Annotated in this window: 15 protein-coding genes and 1 pseudogene; 12 read left to right on the top strand and 4 right to left on the bottom strand. The window is 66.6% G+C overall.

What is annotated here, in order from left to right; all coding sequences use genetic code 11:
• The first annotated feature begins 39 nt into the window (after positions 1–39).
• The 5 genes from NMQ03_RS20220 to NMQ03_RS20200 all read left to right on the top strand — a co-directional run bounded on the left by NMQ03_RS20220 (position 40) and on the right by NMQ03_RS20200 (position 7,143).
• Entirely contained in the window at positions 40–1,023 is a 984-nt protein-coding gene (locus NMQ03_RS20220; RefSeq protein ID WP_255173691.1) for an ABC transporter permease, read from the top strand.
• Between the two features lie 2 nt (positions 1,024–1,025).
• Complete coding sequence (locus NMQ03_RS20215) at positions 1,026–2,015, top strand: ABC transporter permease (protein WP_255173690.1); 990 nt, start codon at positions 1,026–1,028, stop codon at positions 2,013–2,015.
• A complete protein-coding gene (locus NMQ03_RS20210) occupies positions 2,012–4,210 on the top strand; it encodes an ABC transporter ATP-binding protein (protein ID WP_255173689.1) in 2,199 nt (732 codons plus the stop codon). The genes NMQ03_RS20215 and NMQ03_RS20210 overlap by 4 nt, the downstream gene beginning before the upstream one ends.
• Positions 4,211–4,259: 49 nt before the next feature.
• Complete coding sequence (locus NMQ03_RS20205; RefSeq protein WP_255173688.1) at positions 4,260–5,975, top strand: ABC transporter family substrate-binding protein; 1,716 nt, start codon at positions 4,260–4,262, stop codon at positions 5,973–5,975.
• A gap of 106 nt (positions 5,976–6,081) precedes the next feature.
• The gene (locus tag NMQ03_RS20200; RefSeq protein WP_255173687.1) at positions 6,082–7,143 is read left to right on the top strand and encodes a Gfo/Idh/MocA family oxidoreductase; all 1,062 of its coding nucleotides are present in this window, start codon (positions 6,082–6,084) and stop codon (positions 7,141–7,143) included.
• Positions 7,144–7,219: 76 nt separating this feature from the next.
• On the opposite strand, the gene ald is transcribed toward NMQ03_RS20200, so the two are convergent.
• Positions 7,220–8,338, bottom strand: a complete 1,119-nt coding sequence (gene ald / locus NMQ03_RS20195; RefSeq protein WP_255175685.1) for an alanine dehydrogenase — start codon at positions 8,336–8,338, stop codon at positions 7,220–7,222.
• A gap of 88 nt (positions 8,339–8,426) precedes the next feature.
• Here ald and NMQ03_RS20190 point away from each other — a divergent pair.
• Positions 8,427–9,792 (top strand): annotated as a pseudogene (locus tag NMQ03_RS20190) (PucR family transcriptional regulator).
• Here NMQ03_RS20190 and NMQ03_RS20185 read toward each other — a convergent pair.
• From NMQ03_RS20185 to ptsP, 3 genes are read right to left on the bottom strand one after another with little or no spacing between them, the layout of a single operon-like run.
• Positions 9,755–10,573 (bottom strand): alpha/beta fold hydrolase, encoded by an 819-nt coding sequence (locus NMQ03_RS20185; protein WP_255173686.1) that lies wholly within the window; start codon positions 10,571–10,573, stop codon positions 9,755–9,757. The pseudogene NMQ03_RS20190 and the gene NMQ03_RS20185 sit on opposite strands and share 38 nt — an antisense overlap.
• 11 nt (positions 10,574–10,584) lie before the next feature.
• Complete coding sequence (locus NMQ03_RS20180; protein ID WP_255173685.1) at positions 10,585–11,007, bottom strand: helix-turn-helix domain-containing protein; 423 nt, start codon at positions 11,005–11,007, stop codon at positions 10,585–10,587.
• A gap of 42 nt (positions 11,008–11,049) precedes the next feature.
• A complete protein-coding gene (ptsP, locus tag NMQ03_RS20175; RefSeq protein WP_255173684.1) occupies positions 11,050–12,735 on the bottom strand; it encodes a phosphoenolpyruvate--protein phosphotransferase in 1,686 nt (561 codons plus the stop codon).
• Positions 12,736–12,896: 161 nt separating this feature from the next.
• On the opposite strand from ptsP, the gene NMQ03_RS20170 reads away from it, so the two are divergent.
• From NMQ03_RS20170 to NMQ03_RS20145, 6 genes are all read left to right on the top strand, one after another.
• Complete coding sequence (locus NMQ03_RS20170; RefSeq protein WP_159629673.1) at positions 12,897–13,625, top strand: TetR/AcrR family transcriptional regulator; 729 nt, start codon at positions 12,897–12,899, stop codon at positions 13,623–13,625.
• An 88-nt stretch (positions 13,626–13,713) separates the two neighbouring features.
• A complete protein-coding gene (locus NMQ03_RS20165; RefSeq protein WP_255173683.1) occupies positions 13,714–15,774 on the top strand; it encodes a PTS mannitol transporter subunit IICBA in 2,061 nt (686 codons plus the stop codon).
• Positions 15,774–16,937: a mannitol-1-phosphate 5-dehydrogenase gene (locus NMQ03_RS20160; RefSeq protein WP_255173682.1), complete on the top strand. Its 1,164-nt coding sequence runs from the start codon at positions 15,774–15,776 to the stop codon at positions 16,935–16,937. Before NMQ03_RS20165 ends, NMQ03_RS20160 begins: the two co-directional genes overlap by 1 nt.
• A gap of 129 nt (positions 16,938–17,066) precedes the next feature.
• Positions 17,067–17,558 carry a GNAT family N-acetyltransferase gene (locus NMQ03_RS20155; RefSeq protein WP_255175684.1) on the top strand — a complete coding sequence of 164 codons (492 nt, stop codon included), beginning with the start codon at positions 17,067–17,069 and terminating at the stop codon, positions 17,556–17,558.
• A gap of 41 nt (positions 17,559–17,599) precedes the next feature.
• Positions 17,600–18,040: a MarR family winged helix-turn-helix transcriptional regulator gene (locus NMQ03_RS20150; protein WP_255173681.1), complete on the top strand. Its 441-nt coding sequence runs from the start codon at positions 17,600–17,602 to the stop codon at positions 18,038–18,040.
• Between the two features lie 46 nt (positions 18,041–18,086).
• On the top strand, positions 18,087–19,313 hold the full coding sequence (locus NMQ03_RS20145; RefSeq protein WP_255173680.1) for an MFS transporter: 1,227 nt from the start codon (positions 18,087–18,089) through the stop codon (positions 19,311–19,313).
• The last annotated feature ends 102 nt before the right edge of the window (positions 19,314–19,415 follow it).

Below are 19,415 nucleotides of genomic sequence, written 5' to 3'. Positions count from 1 at the left end.
GTGCTTGTCCGGGGAAGACGGAAGGATCCAGCAGCGCCCATGCTCAAGTACCTCGCCAAGCGCGCCATCACCTATGTGGTGATGATCTTCCTCACCACGTCCGCCGGCTACTTCCTGGCCGTCAGCTCGCTCAAGCCGGCGCTGCTCGAGCAGGAACGGATCCCCCGGCCCACCCCGGAGCAGGTGGCCAATTCCATGCGGCTGAAGGGCCTGGACCCGGATCTCAGCCCGTGGGAGCGCTACGTTGACTGGCTCACCGGAATCGTCACCCGCTGGGACTGGGGCCGCAGCCCCAACGGCGCCTACATCAACGCCGAGTTCGGGGACCGGGTCTGGATTTCCACCCGGCTCTTCCTGGCGTCCATCATCCTGACCCTGGTCATCGGCGTCGCGCTCGGCGTCTATTCGGCGGCACGCCAGTACAAGTTCCAGGACCGGGTCATCACGTCCTACAGCTACCTCGCCTACATCGTGCCGGCACCCATCGCCTACTTCCTGGTGCAGCTGGGCGCCATCAACATCAACGAATCCGTGGGCGACCGGATCTTCTTCGTCACCGGCATCTCCACCCCCGGCATCGCGCCGGGCTGGGCCCAGTTCGTGGACATGCTGGCCCACTATGCAGTCCCCACGGTGGCCATCACCCTTGTGGGGTGGGGCGCGTACCAGATTGCCCAGCGGCAATACCTGCTGGACAACGTGAACGCCGACTTTGTCCGCACTGCACGCGCCAAGGGGCTGACCCGCAACCAGGCCATTGCCCGGCACGCACTGCGCGTTTCGTTCATTCCGGTGGCCCAGAGCATCGCCTTCACCATCCCGGCCATCTTCGCCGGCGGCTTCTTCGCCGAAAAGATCTTCGCCTGGCCAGGCGTGGGGTCCTGGAGCATCGACGCCATCTCGCTGCAGGACGTCAACGCGGCCACGGCCACCCTGGCATACGGCTCCGTAATCTTCGCCCTGGGCGCCATCCTCGCGGACTTCGCCACCACGCTTGTCGACCCGAGAGTGCGGGTGCAGTAGCCATGACCAACCTGAACGCCGTTGACCCGGCAGCAGTGGCGCAGGACGCGCACCTGGAAAGCGCCGACGTCGTCATTGGCAAAACCACCATCATCTTCCGCCGCTTCCTGCGCAACAAGACCGCCGTGGTAAGCCTGGCCATCTTCCTGGCCCTGACCGTTTTCTCGTTCATCGGCGGTTTCTTCACCCAATGGGACAAGGAAACCATCGACCCCTTCAACATCGGCATGCCCCCGTCGGCCGACCACTACCTCGGGACGTCGCAGGCAGGGATCGACCTGTACGCCATGACCGTGGAGGGCACCAGGATCTCCATCCTGATCGGCCTGGTGGTGGGCCTGGTGTCGGTCCTGATCGCCGCGGTCTACGGCTGCACCATGGCCTACTTCGGCGGCAAGGTGGACAAGGTCATGCTGTTCATCCTCGAAGCGCTGATCATGATGCCGGCGCTCCTGGTGGTTGCTGTAGCAACCAGCGGCGGCGGTGCCGGCCTGAAACGCGACCTTCCCTCGTGGCTTCTGCTCATCATCGTCCTGCTGGTGTTCAGCTGGATGGGCACCGCCCGCCTGATCCGCTCCATGTCCATGTCGCTGATGCAGCGTGACTTCGTCAAGGCGGCCCAATACATGGGTGTCCCGCCGCGCCGGATCGTCTGGCGGCACCTGGTGCCGAACATCGGCTCGCTGCTGATCCTGGACATCACCCGCGGCGTCACCGCAGCCATCCTGGCCGAGGTCGCCTTCTCCTTCATCGGCATCGGCATCAAGGTCCCGGACGTGAGCCTGGGCGTGCTGATCGGCCAGGCCACCTCCCAGGTGCAGACTTTCCCCTGGATGTTCTGGGTGCCGCTCACCGTGATGTTCCTGCTGACCGGCTCCCTGGCCATGATGAACGATGGCCTGCGCGACGCTTTTGACCCCAGCTCCACATCCAGCGGCAAAGCAAAGAAAGCCAAAACCCGGAAGATCACCGCGGAAAAGAAGGCGGCATGAGCAGCGAAACCACCACCGGAGCCACGGATTCATCACGTCCAACCGTGGAGCGCCTGCACGTGGCAGGGCTGCACGCCCCCGGCGACGCCGTCCTGTCGATCCGCGACCTGAACGTCCGCTTCAACACGGAGAACGGTGTCGTGCACGCCGTCCGTGGCGTCGACTTCGACCTGATGCCGGGCAAGACGCTCGGCATCGTCGGCGAATCGGGGTCCGGCAAGTCCGTGACGTCCCTGGCCATCATGGGGCTGCTCCCGCCCACGGCCCAGGTCTCCGGCTCCGTCCGGCTCAAGGGCCGCGAGCTGCTGGGGCTCAGCGACAAGGACATGTGCAAGTACCGCGGCAACGACCTCGCCATGGTCTTCCAGGACCCGCTGTCATCCCTCACCCCGGTGTTCACCGTGGGCACCCAGATCATCGAAGCACTCACTATCCACCACCCCACCATGAGCCGGACCGCCAAGGAAGCCCGCGCCGTCGAACTTCTGGCCATGGTGGGGATTCCCAGCCCCAAGGACAGGCTCAAGGCCTTCCCGCACGAATTTTCCGGCGGCATGCGCCAGCGCGTGATGATCGCCATCGCCATCGCCAACAACCCCCGCGTCCTGATTGCCGATGAGCCCACCACGGCCCTGGACGTCACCATCCAGGCCCAGGTCCTTGAGGTGCTCCACACGGCGCAGGAGGAGACCGGAGCCGCCGTCGTCATGATCACGCACGATCTTGGCGTGGTGGCCGGGATGGCAGACGACATCATGGTCATGTACGCAGGCAGGCCGGTGGAAACCGGTGCCGTGGATGACATCTACTACAACCCGCGGATGCCCTACACCATGGGCCTGCTGGGCGCCGTTCCCCGCGTGGATGTGGCAGAGAAATCCTCTCTCGTTCCCATCGAGGGCATGCCGCCCAACCTGCTGCACGCCCCCACAGGCTGCTCGTTCGCTCCCCGCTGCCCCCTGGCCTCGGAGGCCTGCCTGGACGGCGAGCCCGCACTGGCAACCGTTGACGACGGCGCCCAACACCGCGCGGCCTGCATCAAGTCCGGCTCACTCGGCGGAACCGTGGATGTGCACGACGTATTCGCCGCCCCGCCCGTGCCGGTGTCCCGCTTCGACGCCATTCCCAGGGAGGAACGGTCCACCGTCCTGCAGCTCACGGACGTGCGGAAGCACTTCCCGCTGACCAGGGGCGCCCTGATCAAGCGAAGGATCGGCACTGTTAAGGCCGTGGACGGCCTGAGCTTCGATATCCGCGAAGGCGAATGCTTCTCCATCGTGGGCGAATCGGGATCGGGAAAGACCACCACGCTCCTGGAGATCATGGAGTTCCATCCGGACCAGGACGGTGAGGTGGTGATTGGCGGCCTGAGCAACAAGCAGGCAGCCGATGCCAGGACCAAAGCCAAAATGCGACGCGAACTCCAGATGGTGTTCCAGGACCCCACGGGCGCACTGGATCCGCGGTTCACGGTGTACGAAGTCCTTGCCGAGCCCCTGCAGAACGCGGGGATGGACCGGGCAGCGGTCAGGAAGCGGATCATGGAGCTGATGAAGCTCGTGGGCCTGCAGCCGGACCACGTCAACCGCTTCCCCAACCAGTTCTCCGGCGGCCAGCGCCAGCGGATCGGGATAGCCCGCGCACTGGCGGTGAACCCCAAGCTGGTGGTCCTGGACGAGCCCGTCTCGGCCCTCGACGTCTCCGTCCAGGCCGGTGTCATCAACCTGCTGGACCACCTGCGCGCCGAACTGGGCCTGAGCTACCTGCTCGTGGCGCACGATCTCTCCGTGGTCCGCCACATCTCCAACCGCGTGGCTGTCATGTACCTGGGAAAGATCGTGGAGATCGGCGCCGTGGAACGGGTGTTCGACAATCCCCGCCATCCCTACACCCGCGCCCTCCTCTCCGCGATTCCGGTGCCGGACCCCCAGCTGGAACGCACCCGCGAACGCATCATCCTCCAGGGCGACCTGCCCTCGCCGCTGCAGGCACCGAAGGGCTGCAATTTTGCCACCCGCTGTCCCGTCTTCGCCGCACTCCCGCCGGCCAAGCAGGAGAAGTGCCTCACCCTTGAACCGCCCCTGGAATCGGCGTCCTCCGCCACTGACCAGCAGTTCGCCTGCTTCTTCCCGGACGGGGAGCTGGACGAGGACATGCTGGTGGTCCACGAACCGGTAGACCACCATGCGCCCTAGGATTTTTCGACCCCAAAGCACCACCACTCGCACCAATGAAGGGAAAACCATGAGGAAACTGAACAGGATCGGCGGAGCTGCAGCCGTTGCTGCGGCCCTGGCGCTGACGGCCTGCGGCGGTGGCGGTGCCAGCGGCCCCGAAACAGCCAAAGGACAGGAATCCGGAAGCGACCTGTCCAAGCTGATCAGCATCAACGAGAAGCCGGCAGCCGACCTCCAGCAGGGCGGCAAGGTCACCCTTCCGCTGGGCAACATCGGCCCGGACTTCAACGGGTTCTCCAACAACGGCAACAGCGCGGACAACTCCGCCCTGCAGATCCCCATGAACCCGGTCGCCATGAACAGCGGCGGCATCGGCGGCTGCTGGAAGGTGGACTTCAAGGGCAAGGTCACGCCCAACCCCGACTTCTGCGAGTCAGTGGACAGCGAGGTCAAGGACGGCAAGCAGACCATTACCATCAAGGTGAACCCCAAGGCCACGTACAACGACGGCACTCCCATCGACGTCAAGGCCTTCAAGAACACCTGGAACATCCTCAAGAGCCCCGACGCCGGCTACGACATCGTCAGCTCGGGCGCCTATGAGTTCGTTGACTCCGTCGAGGCCGGCAGCAGCGACAAGGAAGTCATCGTCAAGACCAGCCGCCCGGTCTTCCCCGTGGATTCGCTCTTCTTCGGACTCATCCACCCCGCCGTCAACACCCCCGAGATCTTCAACGAGGGCTTCAACGGCAACATGCACCCGGAGTGGATGGCAGGCCCCTTCAAGCTGGACCAGTACGACACCGCAGCCAAGACGGTAACCATGGTTCCGAACGACAAGTGGTGGGGCCAGAAGCCGGTCCTGGCCAACGTAACGTTCCGCCAGCTGGAAACCAGCGCACAGATTGCCGCCTTCAAGAACGGTGAAATCGACGCCATGTCCGCCAACACCATCTCGCTGTACAAGCAGCTGGACGGCACGAAGGATTCGGACATCCGCCGCGGCCAGCGCCTCTTCGCCGGTGGCCTGAACCTGAACGCCCAGCGCATCACCGACGTCAACGTCCGCAAGGCCATCTTCGCCGCCGTGGACCGCGAAGCCCTCCGCAAGGTCCGCTTCAACGGCCTGAACTGGGAAGAGCCCAGCAGCGGTTCCATGATGCTGCTGCCGTTCTCCGAGTACTACCAGGACAACTACCCGGTCAAGGAAACCGGAGCCGATGCGGCCAAGAAGGTCCTCACCGACGCCGGCTACACGGCCAACGCCAACGGCATCATGGAGAAGGACGGCAAGCCCGCCGCCTTCAAGATCAGCAACTTCGGCGACGACCCCACCACCCTGGCCGTGGCACAGACCCTGCAGAAGCAGCTCCAGGCCGGCGGCATGGATGTGGGCATTGACCAGCGCGCCTCCGCCGACTTCGGCAAGGTGCTGGGCAGCCGCGAGTTCGACCTGAGCATCTCCGGCTACACCGTGGGCCCGGATGCCACCGACGCCGTCAAGCAGTACTACGACTCCAAGGTCAACGAAAACAAGCTGGGCGACGCCGAGCTGGACAAGAAGATCGCCGACCTCGCCTCCATCGAGGACAACGCAGCCCGCAACAAGGCAGCGATGGACGTGGAGAAGGAGCACATGGCCAAGTACTACTCCATGGGAGTGGTCTTCAACGGCCCGCAGATCTCCTTCGTCCGCACCGGCCTGGCCAACTACGGCCCGTCGCTCTTCCAGAGCACCTCGCAGGTCCCGGACTGGACCACCATCGGCTGGGTTAAGAAGTAACCACCCGCAGCCCGATCGAAAAGCCGGCACCCCTGGTATTCCAGGGGTGCCGGCTTCTTTTAACCAGGCGTTTTAACCACGCGGGACCGGGGGTAGCGTTGCTTCCATGACCGGAACTGAAGGCGACCCCCGCACCATCCGCACCGCCGTTGTCGGCTACGGGCTTGCCGGCAGCGTCTTCCACGCACCGCTGCTGGCAGCCAACACCAGCTACTCGCTGGACGTCATTGCAACGTCCGACGCCGGGCGGCAGGCAAGTGCCTCGTCCCGGCTCCCGGGGGTGGAGGTGGTGCGCGACGCCGCCGACGTCGTCAGGCGGGCAGCGGACCTTGACCTCGTGGTCCTGGCGACGCCGCCAATGACCCACTACCCGCTGGCTAAGGCTGCGTTGGAGGCGGGGCTGGACGTGGTGGTGGACAAGCCGTTCGCGGTCACCAGCGCGCAGGGACAGGAACTCATTGCGTTGGCAGGTGAACTGGGCCGGGTGCTGACCGTGTTCCAGAACCGCCGGTGGGACGGGGACTTCCTGACCCTCCGGAAGCTGCTGGCGGCCCAGGCCCTGGGCAAAGTGACCCGGTTCGAGTCGCGGTTCGAGCGGTGGTCCCCGGCCATCGCCAAAGCCTGGAAGGCGCGGGCCACCGCTGCCGACGGCGGAGGGGTCCTGTTCGACCTGGGCAGCCACCTGATCGACCAGGCCCTGCAGCTGTTCGGCCCGGCCGCCGTCCTCCACGCGGAACTGCAGGCGCGGCGGTCCGACGAGCGGGCTGACGACGACGTCTTCCTGGTCCTGCGGCACCAGTCGGGAGTGATCAGCCATTTGGCCATGAACGTGCTGTGCGCCCAGCAGGGGCCACGCTTCCGGGTGCTGGGATCGATCGGCGGCTTCACCAAGAACGGCGTGGACCCGCAGGAGCCCTACATCGTGGCAGGTGGCAGCCCCCTGGACGGGGACTACGGCGTGGAGGCACCCGAGTGGGCCGGGCTCCTGGGCCGCGACGGACACCTGGACCGCCTGCCCACCGAACGCGGGAACTACCCGGAGTTCTACCGCCTGCTGGCAGCCAAGATCCTCGACGGCGGCGCACAGTCATCCCTGCCCCTCCCCGTGAACCCGGAGGACGCCGTCGAGGTCCTCAAAATTATCGAGAGGGCAAGGGAGCTGGGTTAAATGACTCATCGATTGCTCCGTAAGCGCCGTTCTGAGGGTTCAAAAGGACGATTACGGGGCAATCGATGAAGGGGCCTTAGGCCGAGACGAGCTCGTGCCAGTCAGCCACGAGGGGCAGGTTGTGGGCCTCGGACACGGAGTGGTGTGCCACGTGGCCCGCAGCGATGTTGAGGCCGGCAGCGAGGGCCGGGTCGCGGTCGAAGGCGGCCTTGACGCCCAGGTTTGCCAGGGACACCGCGTAGCGCAGGGTGACGTTGGTCAGTGCGTACGTGGAGGTGTTGGGTACGGCTCCGGGCATGTTGGCCACGCAGTAGAAGATGGTGTTGTGCACCTTGTACGTGGGTTCCTGGTGCGTGGTGGGGTGGGTGTCCTCGAAGCAGCCGCCCTGGTCCACGGCGATGTCCACCAGGACGGAGCCGGGCTTCATCCGGGCCACGAGGTCGTTGGTGACCAGCTTGGGGGCCTTGGCGCCGGGGATGAGGACAGAACCGATCACCAGGTCGGCGTCCACCACGGATTTTTCGATTTCGTACGTGTTGGAGGCAACGGTCTTCAACCGGCCCTGGTACTGGGCGTCCAGTTCGCGCAGGCGGTTGATGTTGATGTCCAGGATGGTGACGTCGGCGCCCAGGCCCAGGGCCATGGCGGCGGCGTTGGTGCCGGCCACGCCGGCGCCCAGGACAACGACCTTGGCGGGGCGGACGCCGGGAACGCCGCCCATCAGGACGCCCTTGCCGCCGGCGGGCGCCATCAGGGAGGTGGCGCCGACCTGGACGGACAGGCGACCGGCAACTTCGGACATCGGTGCCAGCAGGGGCAGGGCCCGGCCCTCCTGGACGGTTTCGTAGGCGATGGCGGTGACGCCCGAGTTGATGAGCTCCGTGGTGAGCTCCGGCTCGGCGGCCAGGTGCAGGTACGTGAAGAGGATCAGGCCCTTGCGGAAGCGGTGGTATTCGGCCTTGATGGGTTCCTTGACCTTCATCACCATGTCCGCGCGGGCCCAGACGTCATCGGCCTCGTTGACGATCTCGGCGCCGGCGATCGAGTATTCCTCGTCGGTGATGCCCGAGCCCAGCCCGGCCCCGCGCTCCACCAGCACGGTGTGTCCGTGGGTAAGGAACTCGTGGACGCCTGCCGCGGTGATGGCCACGCGGAATTCGTTGTTCTTGATTTCTTTGGGGACGCCGATGATCATCGTCTGCTCCAGTTTTTGGGGCCGGTAGGCCGAAAAGGCGGAAGGATTTTCGTGTTTCAACGATAAATCCCGCTGTGAGCCAGGCGACATGAAGCGGCAAGGGCCGGTGGGTCAAAACCGCGCCATTCACCGGATTTTGGCTGTTCCAAGTCGACATATGTCGAGTCCTGAAGCGTCAGGTGTCGCCTCGTGTCCGTTCGTCCGCGGGGCCGCCGGGGCAGTACTGTTGGCCCATGCAGCAGCAGGGTGTGGAACAGCTCGTCGAGCAGGTGGCGCAGAAGCTGGGCCGTGGCCTGTCCCTTGAGGACCTGGACGGACTGCTGCTTGCCTACAGCTCCAACCAATCCCATGCCGACCGCGTGCGGGTGAACTTCCTGTTGAGCAAGAAGGTTCCGGCGGACGTGAGCGCGTGGCAGCTCTCCCATGGGATCGCCACCGCAGTGCGGCCCGTCGTGGTTCCGGCCAACCCGGACCTGGGCATGCTGGGCCGGGTGTGCGTCCCGCTGATGGTGCGCGGCTTCCGGGTGGGTTACCTCTGGGTGCAGCAGGATTCAGCGGAGGAAAGCCCGACGGCGATCCTCACCCAACTGCCCGGCGTCAACCACGAGCTGGAGCTGCTGTCCGGGCTCCTGCTCGACTCGAACACGGCCGAATCGGAATTCCGGCGGGGCCGTGAGCGGGAATTCCTGGCCGCCTGTGCCGGAGAACCCAATGCCGTGGCAGCTGTGGCCGGGTGGAAGGAAGTCCAGGGCAGGGGTCCCTGGCAGATGGTCACGGTGCTGGACGCGGACGGCTGGGCCAGCGGCCCGGACCCCATCGCTTCCACCCTGATCCACCGGTCCACCGCGCTCCAGGCCACGGTGGGGGTGGATGCCGCCCTCTTCAGTGCCGGCACGGAGACGCATTCGGTGGTGCTGTTCCGCGAATCGACCGGCCGGGCCAACCATGCCCAGGTCCTGGTGCACTACCAGCTGGAGCTGGCCAAGCGCTCCGGCCGCCCGGTGCACCGGATCATCCTGGGGATCAGCGAAGGCTTCGCCAAGACCCGCCAGCTCTCCGAGGCATACAGGCAGTCACGGATGGCGGCCCAGGCCGCCGCGGTGGATCCCCAGCTGGGCGAGCTGGTGGACTGCAGGGCCACCGGCGTGTACCAGTTGCTCGCGTCCGCCGGGGGAGGGGTGGGGGCCTGGGCCGACTCGGGCTCGGTGTACTTCCGGATGCTCGAGGACCACGACCGCAACGGCGAGCTCATTCCCGTCCTGGAGCTGCTCTACGACAATGACGGCTCAGTCCAGGATGTAGCGACCAAGCTCCACCTGCACCGCAGCAGCATCTACAACAGGCTGGGGCGGATCCGGCAGCTGCTGGGGGTGGATCCGCTGAAGGGAATGCCCCGGCTGGAACTGCACGCCGCCCTCAAGATGCGGCGGTGGGCGGCGCGGCCCAGGATTTGATGGCCGCCGCCACCTGCCGCGGGCGCACGTGCTGGACCACGTGGCCCGCCCGGGGAATCTCCACGAAGCTTCCCTCCGGCACCACCTCGGAAAGCCGGAGCGACCAGTCGGCGCCTGCCACCTGGTCGTGGTTACCGCGCAGCACCAGGACGGGCACATTGATTCCGGCCAGCCGCCGTTCCGTGGGGTAGGCCATCATCACGGGGAGCTCGGTGAAGTACCAGCGCGGCCCGCAGCGGAAGTAGTCCGAGAAGACGAGCCAGTTGGAGGACGCGTTTTCGCGGAGGAGGGCGTCCAGGAAAAGCGCCAGCCCCTGCCGCCGCACGCTTCGGTACCGGGAGTCCACCACCGGCCCCATGAGCACCAGCCGGTGTGCCTGCCCCGGGGCGTAGAGGGCGGCTTCGATGGCGAACTGCACGCCCATGGAATGTCCCACCAGGATGTAGGAACCAATGCCGCTTGCCTTCAGGGCCTGGGCGATGAAGGCGCCATGGTCGGCAACGGACAGCTGCCGCTCCGGCCTGGGCGTCCCGGCGAAGCCCGGCAGGTCCAGCGAATAAGTTGGGGCAACGGCGGCGAGTTCGCCGTGGAGGCGCCGAAGGTAGCGGTGGGAGACGCCGATGCCGTGAATGAGGACATAGGCGGGCCCTGCGGGGGCTCCGGCAGCGTCCGGCCGGGGAGGGGGCGTCCCGTCAGCCCAGAAGATGCGGCCCCGTAAACCGTTTGCTTCCACGTCGGCGGAGCGAAGTGCAACGTCTTTCCGTCGCCGCGGCCACGCCATGCGGGGCCGCACTACCCGGCCGTGCCGGCGTGCCCGCCGGCGTCCTTTTCGTGCTTGCGCTTTTGCTCCGCAAGCTTCTGCTTCTCCAGCCACGTCATGATGTCGGCCGTCCGGATCCGGCGGTGCGATCCGCGGTACTCCACCGGGATCTCGCCGCGGTCCGTCATGTTGCGGAGGTAGGTGTGCGAAATCCCGGCCAGTTCGGCCGCCTGCGAGGTGGTCAGCATCTCCTCCACGCTGCTCACGGTCACCGTTTCGCCGCGTCCCAGCCTGGCGAGGAGATCCACGACGGCGTCCCTCGCCTGTCCGGGCAGCCGGTGGACCGTGCCGTCCACGAACACGGTGATGTCATTGCTGTCCTCGAGGGCGCGCGTCAGGCTGCGGGCCTCGCCGGCGGGCAGGCCGGCCGTGACGCGGGGGGCTATCAGTGCCATGGACGTAGCCTATCCCGGGTGTGGCCGGCGTGCCCGCAGGCGTCAGAGCCCCAGTTCCTCCAGGACCGGGAGCTTTTCCCGCACCCAGGCGCGGGCTTCGGTGGCGCTCGGCGCGGACAGGGCCAGCTTGGCCAGCTCCTGGGCTTCGGACAGGGTTACGGTCTTCAGGACCGCTGCCACCGCGGCAAGGGACCGCGCCGTCATGGACAGGGTGCTGACGCCAAGGCCGGTGAGGACGACGGCGAGGGCGGGATCGGCGGCAGCCTCACCACAGACGCCCACGGGCTTGTCGTGGCCCTCCGCGCGGGACCCTTCGACGGTCAGTCCAACGAGGCGCAGGACCGCGGGCTGCCACGGGGTGTTCAGGTTGGCCAGTGGGCCGAGTTGGCGGTCGGCAGCCATGGCGTACTGCGTGAGGTCGTTGGTGCCAAGGCTGGCGAAGCTGACTTCGCGCAGGATGGCCTCGGCGGTCAGGGCCGCGGAAGGAACCTCCACCATGACGCCGGGGGTTTTGATGCCGGCGTCCGCGCACATCGAAGCGAAGCGCGAGGCTTCCTCCGCGGTGGAGATCATGGGTGCCATTACCCAGACGTCAGCCTGGGACTGCTGCTGGGCCAGGGCGATGGCCTCGAGCTGCCGGTCCAGGACGCCGGGGGTGGTGAAGTCGGTGCGGTAGCCGCGGACACCAAGGGCCGGGTTGGGCTCCGTGGAATCGGTCAGGAAGGGCAGGGGCTTGTCCGCGCCCGCATCGAGCGTGCGCAGCACCACCTTCTTGCCGGGGAAGGCATCGAAGACGCTCTTGTAGGCAGCCGCCTGCTCCTCAACGGAAGGTTCGGTGTCCCGTTCCAGGAAGCAGAACTCGGTGCGGAAGAGGCCTACGCCCTGGGCTCCGAGCTTGGCGGCGGCTTCGGCGTCCTTGCCGCCACCCACGTTGGCGAGCAGCGGCACCTGGTGGCCATCCGCCGTCGTGCCCGTGCCGGTGAACTCAGCCAGCAGCGACGCCGTGGCTGCCCACGCTTCCGCCGTTGCACGGAGGGTCTCGTCAGGTTCAGCGGTGATGCTGCCGCCGGCGCCGTCCACGTACACCTCGGTGCCGTCCGGCAGTTCGTCGACGCCCACCGCGGCAACCACGGCGGGCAGGCCGAGGGAGCGGGCGATGATGGCAGTGTGGGACTGGGGGCCGCCGCCTGCGGTGACCAGCGCCAGGACCTTGTTCGGGTCAAGGGTTGCCGTGTCCGCGGGGGCAAGGTCCTCTGCCACCAGCACGAACGGGGTGTTGGAGGCGGGGATGCCGGGCGCGGGCACGCCCCGCAGCGCGGCGACAATCCGGGCACGGACGTCCAGGACATCGGTGGCGCGTTCTGCCATGTAGCCGCCCAGGTTGTGCAGCATCTCGGACACAGAGGAGCCGGATTCCCAGATGGCGCGTTCGGCAGAAACACCCCGGGCCACCAGCTTGGCCGCCCCCTTGATCAGCATGGTGTCCTTGGCCATCAGTGCAGTGGCCTCCAGGACAGCCTTGCCGTCGCCGATGGCGTGCGCGGCGCGCTCCTTCAGCTCGTCGTGCACCGCCTGGGAAGCTGCCTTCAGCGCTGCGGTGGCTTCCTCGGCAGTGGTGTCCGGAGCCAGCTGTTCACCGGCGGGAGGCTCACTGATGGGTTTGGGCATCTGCCGGATGGTGCCGATGACGCGGCCTGGGCTGACGCCTACTCCTGGGAAGTTCTGCACTGAAGGTCCTCATTCTCTGCCGGTAGACAGGCCCGCCAAGTTCTCCGGCGCCGTGCCGGGTCCGCCGGAGGACTGCTACGTCCAGGGGCGGGAAACGTGCCTGAAAAAATTGTATGTGATTCAGTTCATATAGCAACGCTATAGGTGCTAGGGTAGCGGTTATGAGTTTGGATGGCCAGCTTCCCCCCAAAATGCGGCTGCTCCGTGCTGCCGCGGAACTGCTGGCAAATTCGGCCGGAGCTCCGGTCTCCACCCGCCAGATCACCCAGCTGGCAGGGGTTTCGGCTCCCACCCTCTACCACCACTTCGGTGACAAGGAAGGTCTGTTCGACGCCGTCGTCGCCGCAGGGTTTGAGGAATATGTCGCGGGCGAAAGGGATTTCGCCCCCTCCGGACAGCCCCTTGAGGACATCCGGAGAATGTGGGACAACCACGTCCAGTTCGGCCTGAACCAGCCCGAGCTGTACCTGGTGATGTTCGGCAACATCCGTCCGGAAAGCCGGCCCGCCATCGTGGCGGATGCCGAGGCGCTGATGGAAGAGATGCTGAATAAAGCAGCGGCGGCGGGCCAGCTGAACGTCCAGCCCAGGGAAGCGGCCAGGTCCATCCTGGCGGCCAACGTGGGCGTGACGCTCATGCTGATCGCGGAGCCCGCCACCGAACGCAACCTCGAACTGTCCACCATGACCCGGGACGCCATGATTTTCGCGGTGTCTGCCGAGCCCGCCAGCGGCCCGGCCCCGGGCGGCACCGGGAAGTCCTCGGTGGTGGTGGCAGCGATCGCCCTGAACGCCGCACTTCAGGCCTCGCACTCTGACCAGCTTTCCAGCTCGGAACTCAAGCTTTTCCTCGAATGGCTCCACCGGATCTCCACCAGCCCGGCCGGATAGCCCCACAACCCCGCATTACCCAGCAGTACGTCGTCGTAATCATCGGACCAATCCTGCGGAGCAGCAGGAATGACGGTTAGGAAATCACATGGCAACAGAGACAGTTGCAAAACCCCGCACCAGCGCGCGCGTGCACGTCCAAAAGTTCGGGACATTCCTGTCCGGCATGATCATGCCCAACATCGGCGCGTTCATCGCCTGGGGCATCATCACCGCCCTCTTCATCGAGAAGGGGTGGCTGCCCGTTCCGCAGCTCGGTGGTTTCGGTGAAACCGGCGGGAAGCCGAACATCGGCCTGGTAGGCCCCATGATCACCTACCTCCTGCCGCTGCTGATCGGCTACACCGGCGGCAAGATGGTCTACGACGTCCGCGGCGGCGTGGTGGGAGCCATCGGCACCATGGGCGTGATCGTGGGCGCCGGCATCCCCATGTTCATCGGCGCCATGATCATGGGCCCCCTGGGCGGCTGGACCATGAAGAAGATCGACTCCATCTGGGACGGCAAGATCCGCCCCGGCTTCGAAATGCTGGTGAACAACTTCTCCGCCGGCATTTGGGGCGCGCTCCTGGCCCTGCTGGGCTTCTACGGCATCTCCCCGCTGGTCACCGCCTTCAGCACGGCCGCCGGCAACTTCGTCCAGTTCCTGGTGCAGAACGGCCTCCTGCCGCTGACCAGCATCTTCATCGAACCCGCCAAGGTCCTCTTCCTGAACAACGCCATCAACCATGGCGTCCTCACCCCGCTGGGCGTGCAGCAGTCCTTGGAGCAGGGCAAGTCCATCCTGTTCCTGCTGGAAGCCAACCCCGGTCCCGGCCTGGGCCTCCTGCTTGCGTACACGTTCTTCGGCCGCGGCGCCGCCAAGGCATCGGCTCCCGGTGCAGCCCTCATCCAGTTCCTCGGCGGCATCCACGAGATCTACTTCCCGTACGTCCTGATGCGCCCGCTGCTGATCCTGGGTACCATCGCCGGCGGCATGACCGGCATCGCCACCCTGGCCATCACCAACTCCGGCCTGGTGGCACCCGCCGCGCCTGGCTCCATCTTCGCCGTCCTGGCGCAGACCTCCCGCGACAGCTACTTCGGGGTGATCCTTTCCGTGGTGCTCGCCGCGACGGTTTCCTTCCTGGTGTCCTCGGTCATCCTCCGCACCACCAAGCACAGCGATGAGGCCGACCTGGGCGACGCCACCGCCCGCATGGAGGCCATGAAGGGCAAGAAGAGCTCCGTCGCCTCCACCCTGACCGGTGCCGGTGCCGCTGCCGCCGGCCGCGGCGGGGTGGGCGTCCTTGCCGGCCCCGTGCGGAACGTCGTGTTCGCGTGCGACGCCGGCATGGGCTCCAGCGCCATGGGCGCCTCGGTGCTGCGGAACAAGATCAAGGCTGCCGGCTTCCCGGACGTCAAGGTCACCAATGCCTCCATCGCCAACCTCACGGACACCTACGACGTCGTGGTCACCCACCAGGACCTCACGGAACGCGCCAAGCCGGCCACGTCCAGCGCCGTCCACTACTCCGTGGACAACTTCATGAGCAGCCCGCGCTATGACGAGATCGTCGAGCTGGTCCGCGACAGCAACACTGAGGGTGGAACGGCCGACGCCGGCACCACCCACGGTGCCCACGCCGCAGACGCCCCCGTGGACGCAACGCCCGCTGCCGCGGGAACAGCTGCAGGTGCGGCGACGGCAGGCGGAACAGCCGCCGCCAACGGAACCTCCGAGATCCTGGCCCGCGAGAGCGTGGTGCTCACCGGTTCGGCCACCACCCGCGATGCCGCCATCGACGAGGCCGGCCGGCTCCTGCTGGCGCGGGGCGCCGTGGATGAGGGTTACATCACCGCCATGCACGAGCGCGAGGAATCCGTGTCCACCTACATGGGCAGCTTCCTGGCCATCCCGCACGGCACCAACGCCGCCAAGGACCACATCCGCAAGTCCGCGGTTTCTGTCATCCGCTACCCGGAGGGCATCGACTGGAACGGCAAGGAAGTGAAGTTCGTGGTGGGCGTGGCAGGCATCAACAACGAGCACCTGCACATCCTGTCCTCCATCGCCAAGGTGTTCACCAACAAGGAGCAGGTGGCCCGGCTGGAGGCTGCCACGTCCGAGGACGAAGTCCTGGAGCTCTTCGGAAAGGTCAACGCATAGTGAAGGCTGTACATTTCGGTGCCGGCAACATCGGCCGCGGCTTCGTGGGCCTGCTCCTGCATGACGCAGGCTACGAGGTGGTGTTCGCGGACGTGGCTGAGGAACTCATCACCCGGCTCTCGCAGGCGGACAGCTATGCGGTGCACGAGGTGGGGGAGAACCCCGCCGTGCGCACCGTGGACAACTTCCGGGCGCTGAACTCCAACGCCCAGGAAGCGGAGCTGGTCCACGAAATCGCGACGGCGGACATCGTCACCACGGCGGTTGGCCCGCACATCCTGAAGTTCGTGGCGCCCGTGATCGCCAAGGGCATCGTTGCCAGGGAACCGGGGCTTGCGCCCCTCCAGGTGATGGCCTGCGAGAACGCCATCAACGCCACGGACATCCTGGCCAAAGAGGTGGCCTCCCAGCCTGGTGTCACCGCCGCAGTGCTCGACGGCAAGGCAGTCTTCGCCAACACCGCCGTGGACCGGATCGTGCCCAACCAGGAGGCCGGGCAGGGCCTGGACGTGACGGTGGAAACCTTCTACGAGTGGGTCATCGACCGCACCGCCTTCGGCGATTCCGTTCCGGTGATTCCGGGAGCCACCTTCGTGGATGACCTCTCGCCCTACATTGAGCGGAAGCTGTTCACCGTGAACACCGGGCATGCCTCTGCCGCGTACCTCGGCTTCGAAGCGGGCGTGGAGAAGATCTCGGACGCCATGGCGGACCAGGATGTGGCCGAAGACGTGCGTGCGGTGCTCGAGGAAACCAAGCAGCTCCTGGTGGCCAAGCACGGATTCAGCAACGACGAACAGGAGGCCTACGTCCAGAAAATCCTGGTCCGGTTCTCCAACCCGTACCTCCCGGACACCGTGACCCGGGTGGGCCGTGCGCCGCTGCGGAAGCTGAGCCGGCACGAACGTTTCATCGGCCCGGCGGCGGAGCTGGCGGAACGCGGCGTGGTGCCGGAGGCCCTCCTCGGCGCCATTGCCGCCGCCCTGCGGTTCACGGATCCCGGCGATGCCGAGGCCACCGAGCTGGCAGGCATCCTGGGCTCGGCCAGCCCGGCCGATGCCACGGCGAAGATCACCGGGCTCGAGAAAGACCATCCGCTGTTCAATGCCGTTGCCACCCTGGTGGAGGAGCGGCAGGCGGAGCTGGCCGGCACCCCCGCCTGACCGGGCCGCCTTCCGGACTAACCGACGTACTCGACAAACCGCGACGCCGGCACCCACGCGGGTGCCGGCGTCGCGGTTTTCCTGTGCAAAGCTGGGCAGGTGATCCCTGCCCAAGATGCCGTTCCTGCCCTGTTCACTGCCGACGTCGACGGCGGCACGTTCCGCCTCCGCCACGCCACCCGGGCCGACCTCCCCGCCATGGTGCGGCTCCTGGCCGATGATGCCCTGGGCGCAGGCCGCGAAACCGCGCAGGACATGGAACCGTACGAGCGCGCCTTCGACGCGATAGCGGCAGACCGGAACCATCTGCTGGTGGTGGGCGAACTGGTGCCGCTCGGCGAAGCCGCAGGCGCGGCAGTTGCCACCTTCCAGCTGAGTTTCCTGCCCGGCATCTCGCGGCAGGGTGCCTGGCGCTCGCAGCTTGAGGGCGTCCGGGTGGACGCGTCCCTCCGCGGCCAGGGGCTCGGGAAGCTGATGGTGGGCTGGGCGGTCGGGGAGTCCCGGAGGCGCGGCTGTACCCTGATGCAGCTGACCACGCACCGAAGCCGCACGGCAGCGCATCGGTTCTACGAGCAGCTGGGCTTCGAGCCCAGCCACGTCGGCATGAAGCTGGCCCTCTAGGCCTTGACCGTTAGGTACCCTAAATGTTAGGGTACCTAACGATGAATACCAATGATCCCCAGCTCCAGGAACTAGCCAGCGGGTTCCGCGAAGCCCTCCGCCACAGCGTCTACCTGGTCCGGCGCCTCGACGCGGACGGTGAACTCAGCGCCGCCCAGCTCAGCACGCTCAAGATGCTGCTCGGTGAAGGCCAGCGCGTCGGTGAAATCGCCCGGAACCTCGGGGTCCGCGTGCCCAGCGCCACCGAGCAGATCATCAAACTTGAACGCGCCGGCCTGGCCCGCCGCGAGCCGGATCCGGCAGACTCCCGTGCCGTCCGGGTGATCCTCACCCCTGAAGGCCGTGCCGCCGTCGACGCCGCCAACAAGCGCCGCAACCAGGTGATGGCCGACATCCTCAGCACCCTCACCGACCAGGACCGCAAAGCCCTGTCGGAGGCCCTGCCGGTCATCGACAAGATCAATGCATCCCTCCAGAACTGAACCAGCCACCCACCCTGAATCAGCCACGAACTTAGGAGTACCCTCCATGGACGGCCAGCTCGCAGAAACCCTGCCGGCACCAGAATCAACCCTGCAGGCCGAAAAGGCCTCATTCCTGAAGCAGCCCAAGGCGGTCTGGGCCACCGCCCTCGCCGCAGTGTTCGCCTTCATGGGCATCGGGCTGGTGGACCCCATCCTCCCGGCCATCGCCACCAACCTGGACGCCAGCCCCAGCGAGGTATCCCTGCTCTTCACCAGCTACTTCCTGGTCACCGCGCTGGCCATGCTGATCACGGGTTTTGTTTCCTCCCGGATCGGCGGCAAGAAGACCCTGCTGATCGGCCTGGCCGTCATCGTCGTCTTCTCCTCGCTGTCCGGCCTGTCCGCCAGCGTCGGTGAGCTGGTGGGCTTCCGCGCCGGCTGGGGGTTGGGCAACGCCCTCTTCGTGGCAACCGCCCTCGCCGTGATCGTGGGCGTGGCCAGCGGCGGTGCCGGTACCGCCATCATCCTTTACGAGGCCGCCCTGGGCCTGGGCATTTCGCTCGGCCCGCTCCTTGGCGCCCTCCTGGGCGGCTGGCAGTGGCGCGCCCCGTTCTTCGGCACCGCCGTCCTGATGGCCGCCGCCTTCATCGCCCTGATCGCCCTGCTGCCCACGACCCCTCTGCCCGAGCGCAAAGTGCGGCTGCGGGACCCCCTCCTGGCGCTGGGCCACAAGGGACTGCGGACGACGGCGGCGAGCGGCCTGTTCTACAACTACGGCTTCTTCACCATCCTGGCCTTCACCCCGTTCATCCTGGGCATGGACGCGTACGGCATCGGCGGAGTCTTCTTCGGCTGGGGCGTAGCCGTGGCGGTCTTCTCCGTCTTCGTGGCTCCGCCGCTGCAGGCCCGCTTCGGCGCCGTGAAGGTCCTGACGGGCACGCTGTTCCTGCTCATGCTGGACCTGGTAAGCCTGGGACTGGCGGCCGGGCACTCGGTTCCTGCCGTCGTCGTGCTGGTGATCGTTGCCGGTGCACTCCTGGGCGTCAACAACACCATCTACACCGAACTGGCCATGGGCGTCTCCGATTCGCCCCGGCCCGTGGCATCCTCCGGCTACAACTTCGTCCGCTGGATGGGTGGCGCGCTGGCCCCGTTCGCGGCAGCCCAGCTCGGCGAGCACTTCGGCCCGCAGGTTCCGTTCTTCGCCGGCGCCGTGGCCATGGTGATCGCCATCCTGATCGCGTTCGGCGGCCGGGCCTACCTGTCCTCGCACGAACCGCACGTCGTGTAACCGCCGCACTTTTAGGCAGTAAACAGCAAACCCTCCATCACGCCAGGTGATGGAGGGTTTGCTGTTGTCCGGCGAAAGCTGATGGGGCGTCGCCGGAAAAGC

It is taken from the genome of Arthrobacter sp. DNA4, assembly GCF_024362385.1.
Classification (GTDB): domain Bacteria; phylum Actinomycetota; class Actinomycetes; order Actinomycetales; family Micrococcaceae; genus Arthrobacter.
The sequence above is the reverse complement of the archived record's forward strand: the minus strand, read 5'-3'. Positions and strand labels throughout refer to the sequence as shown.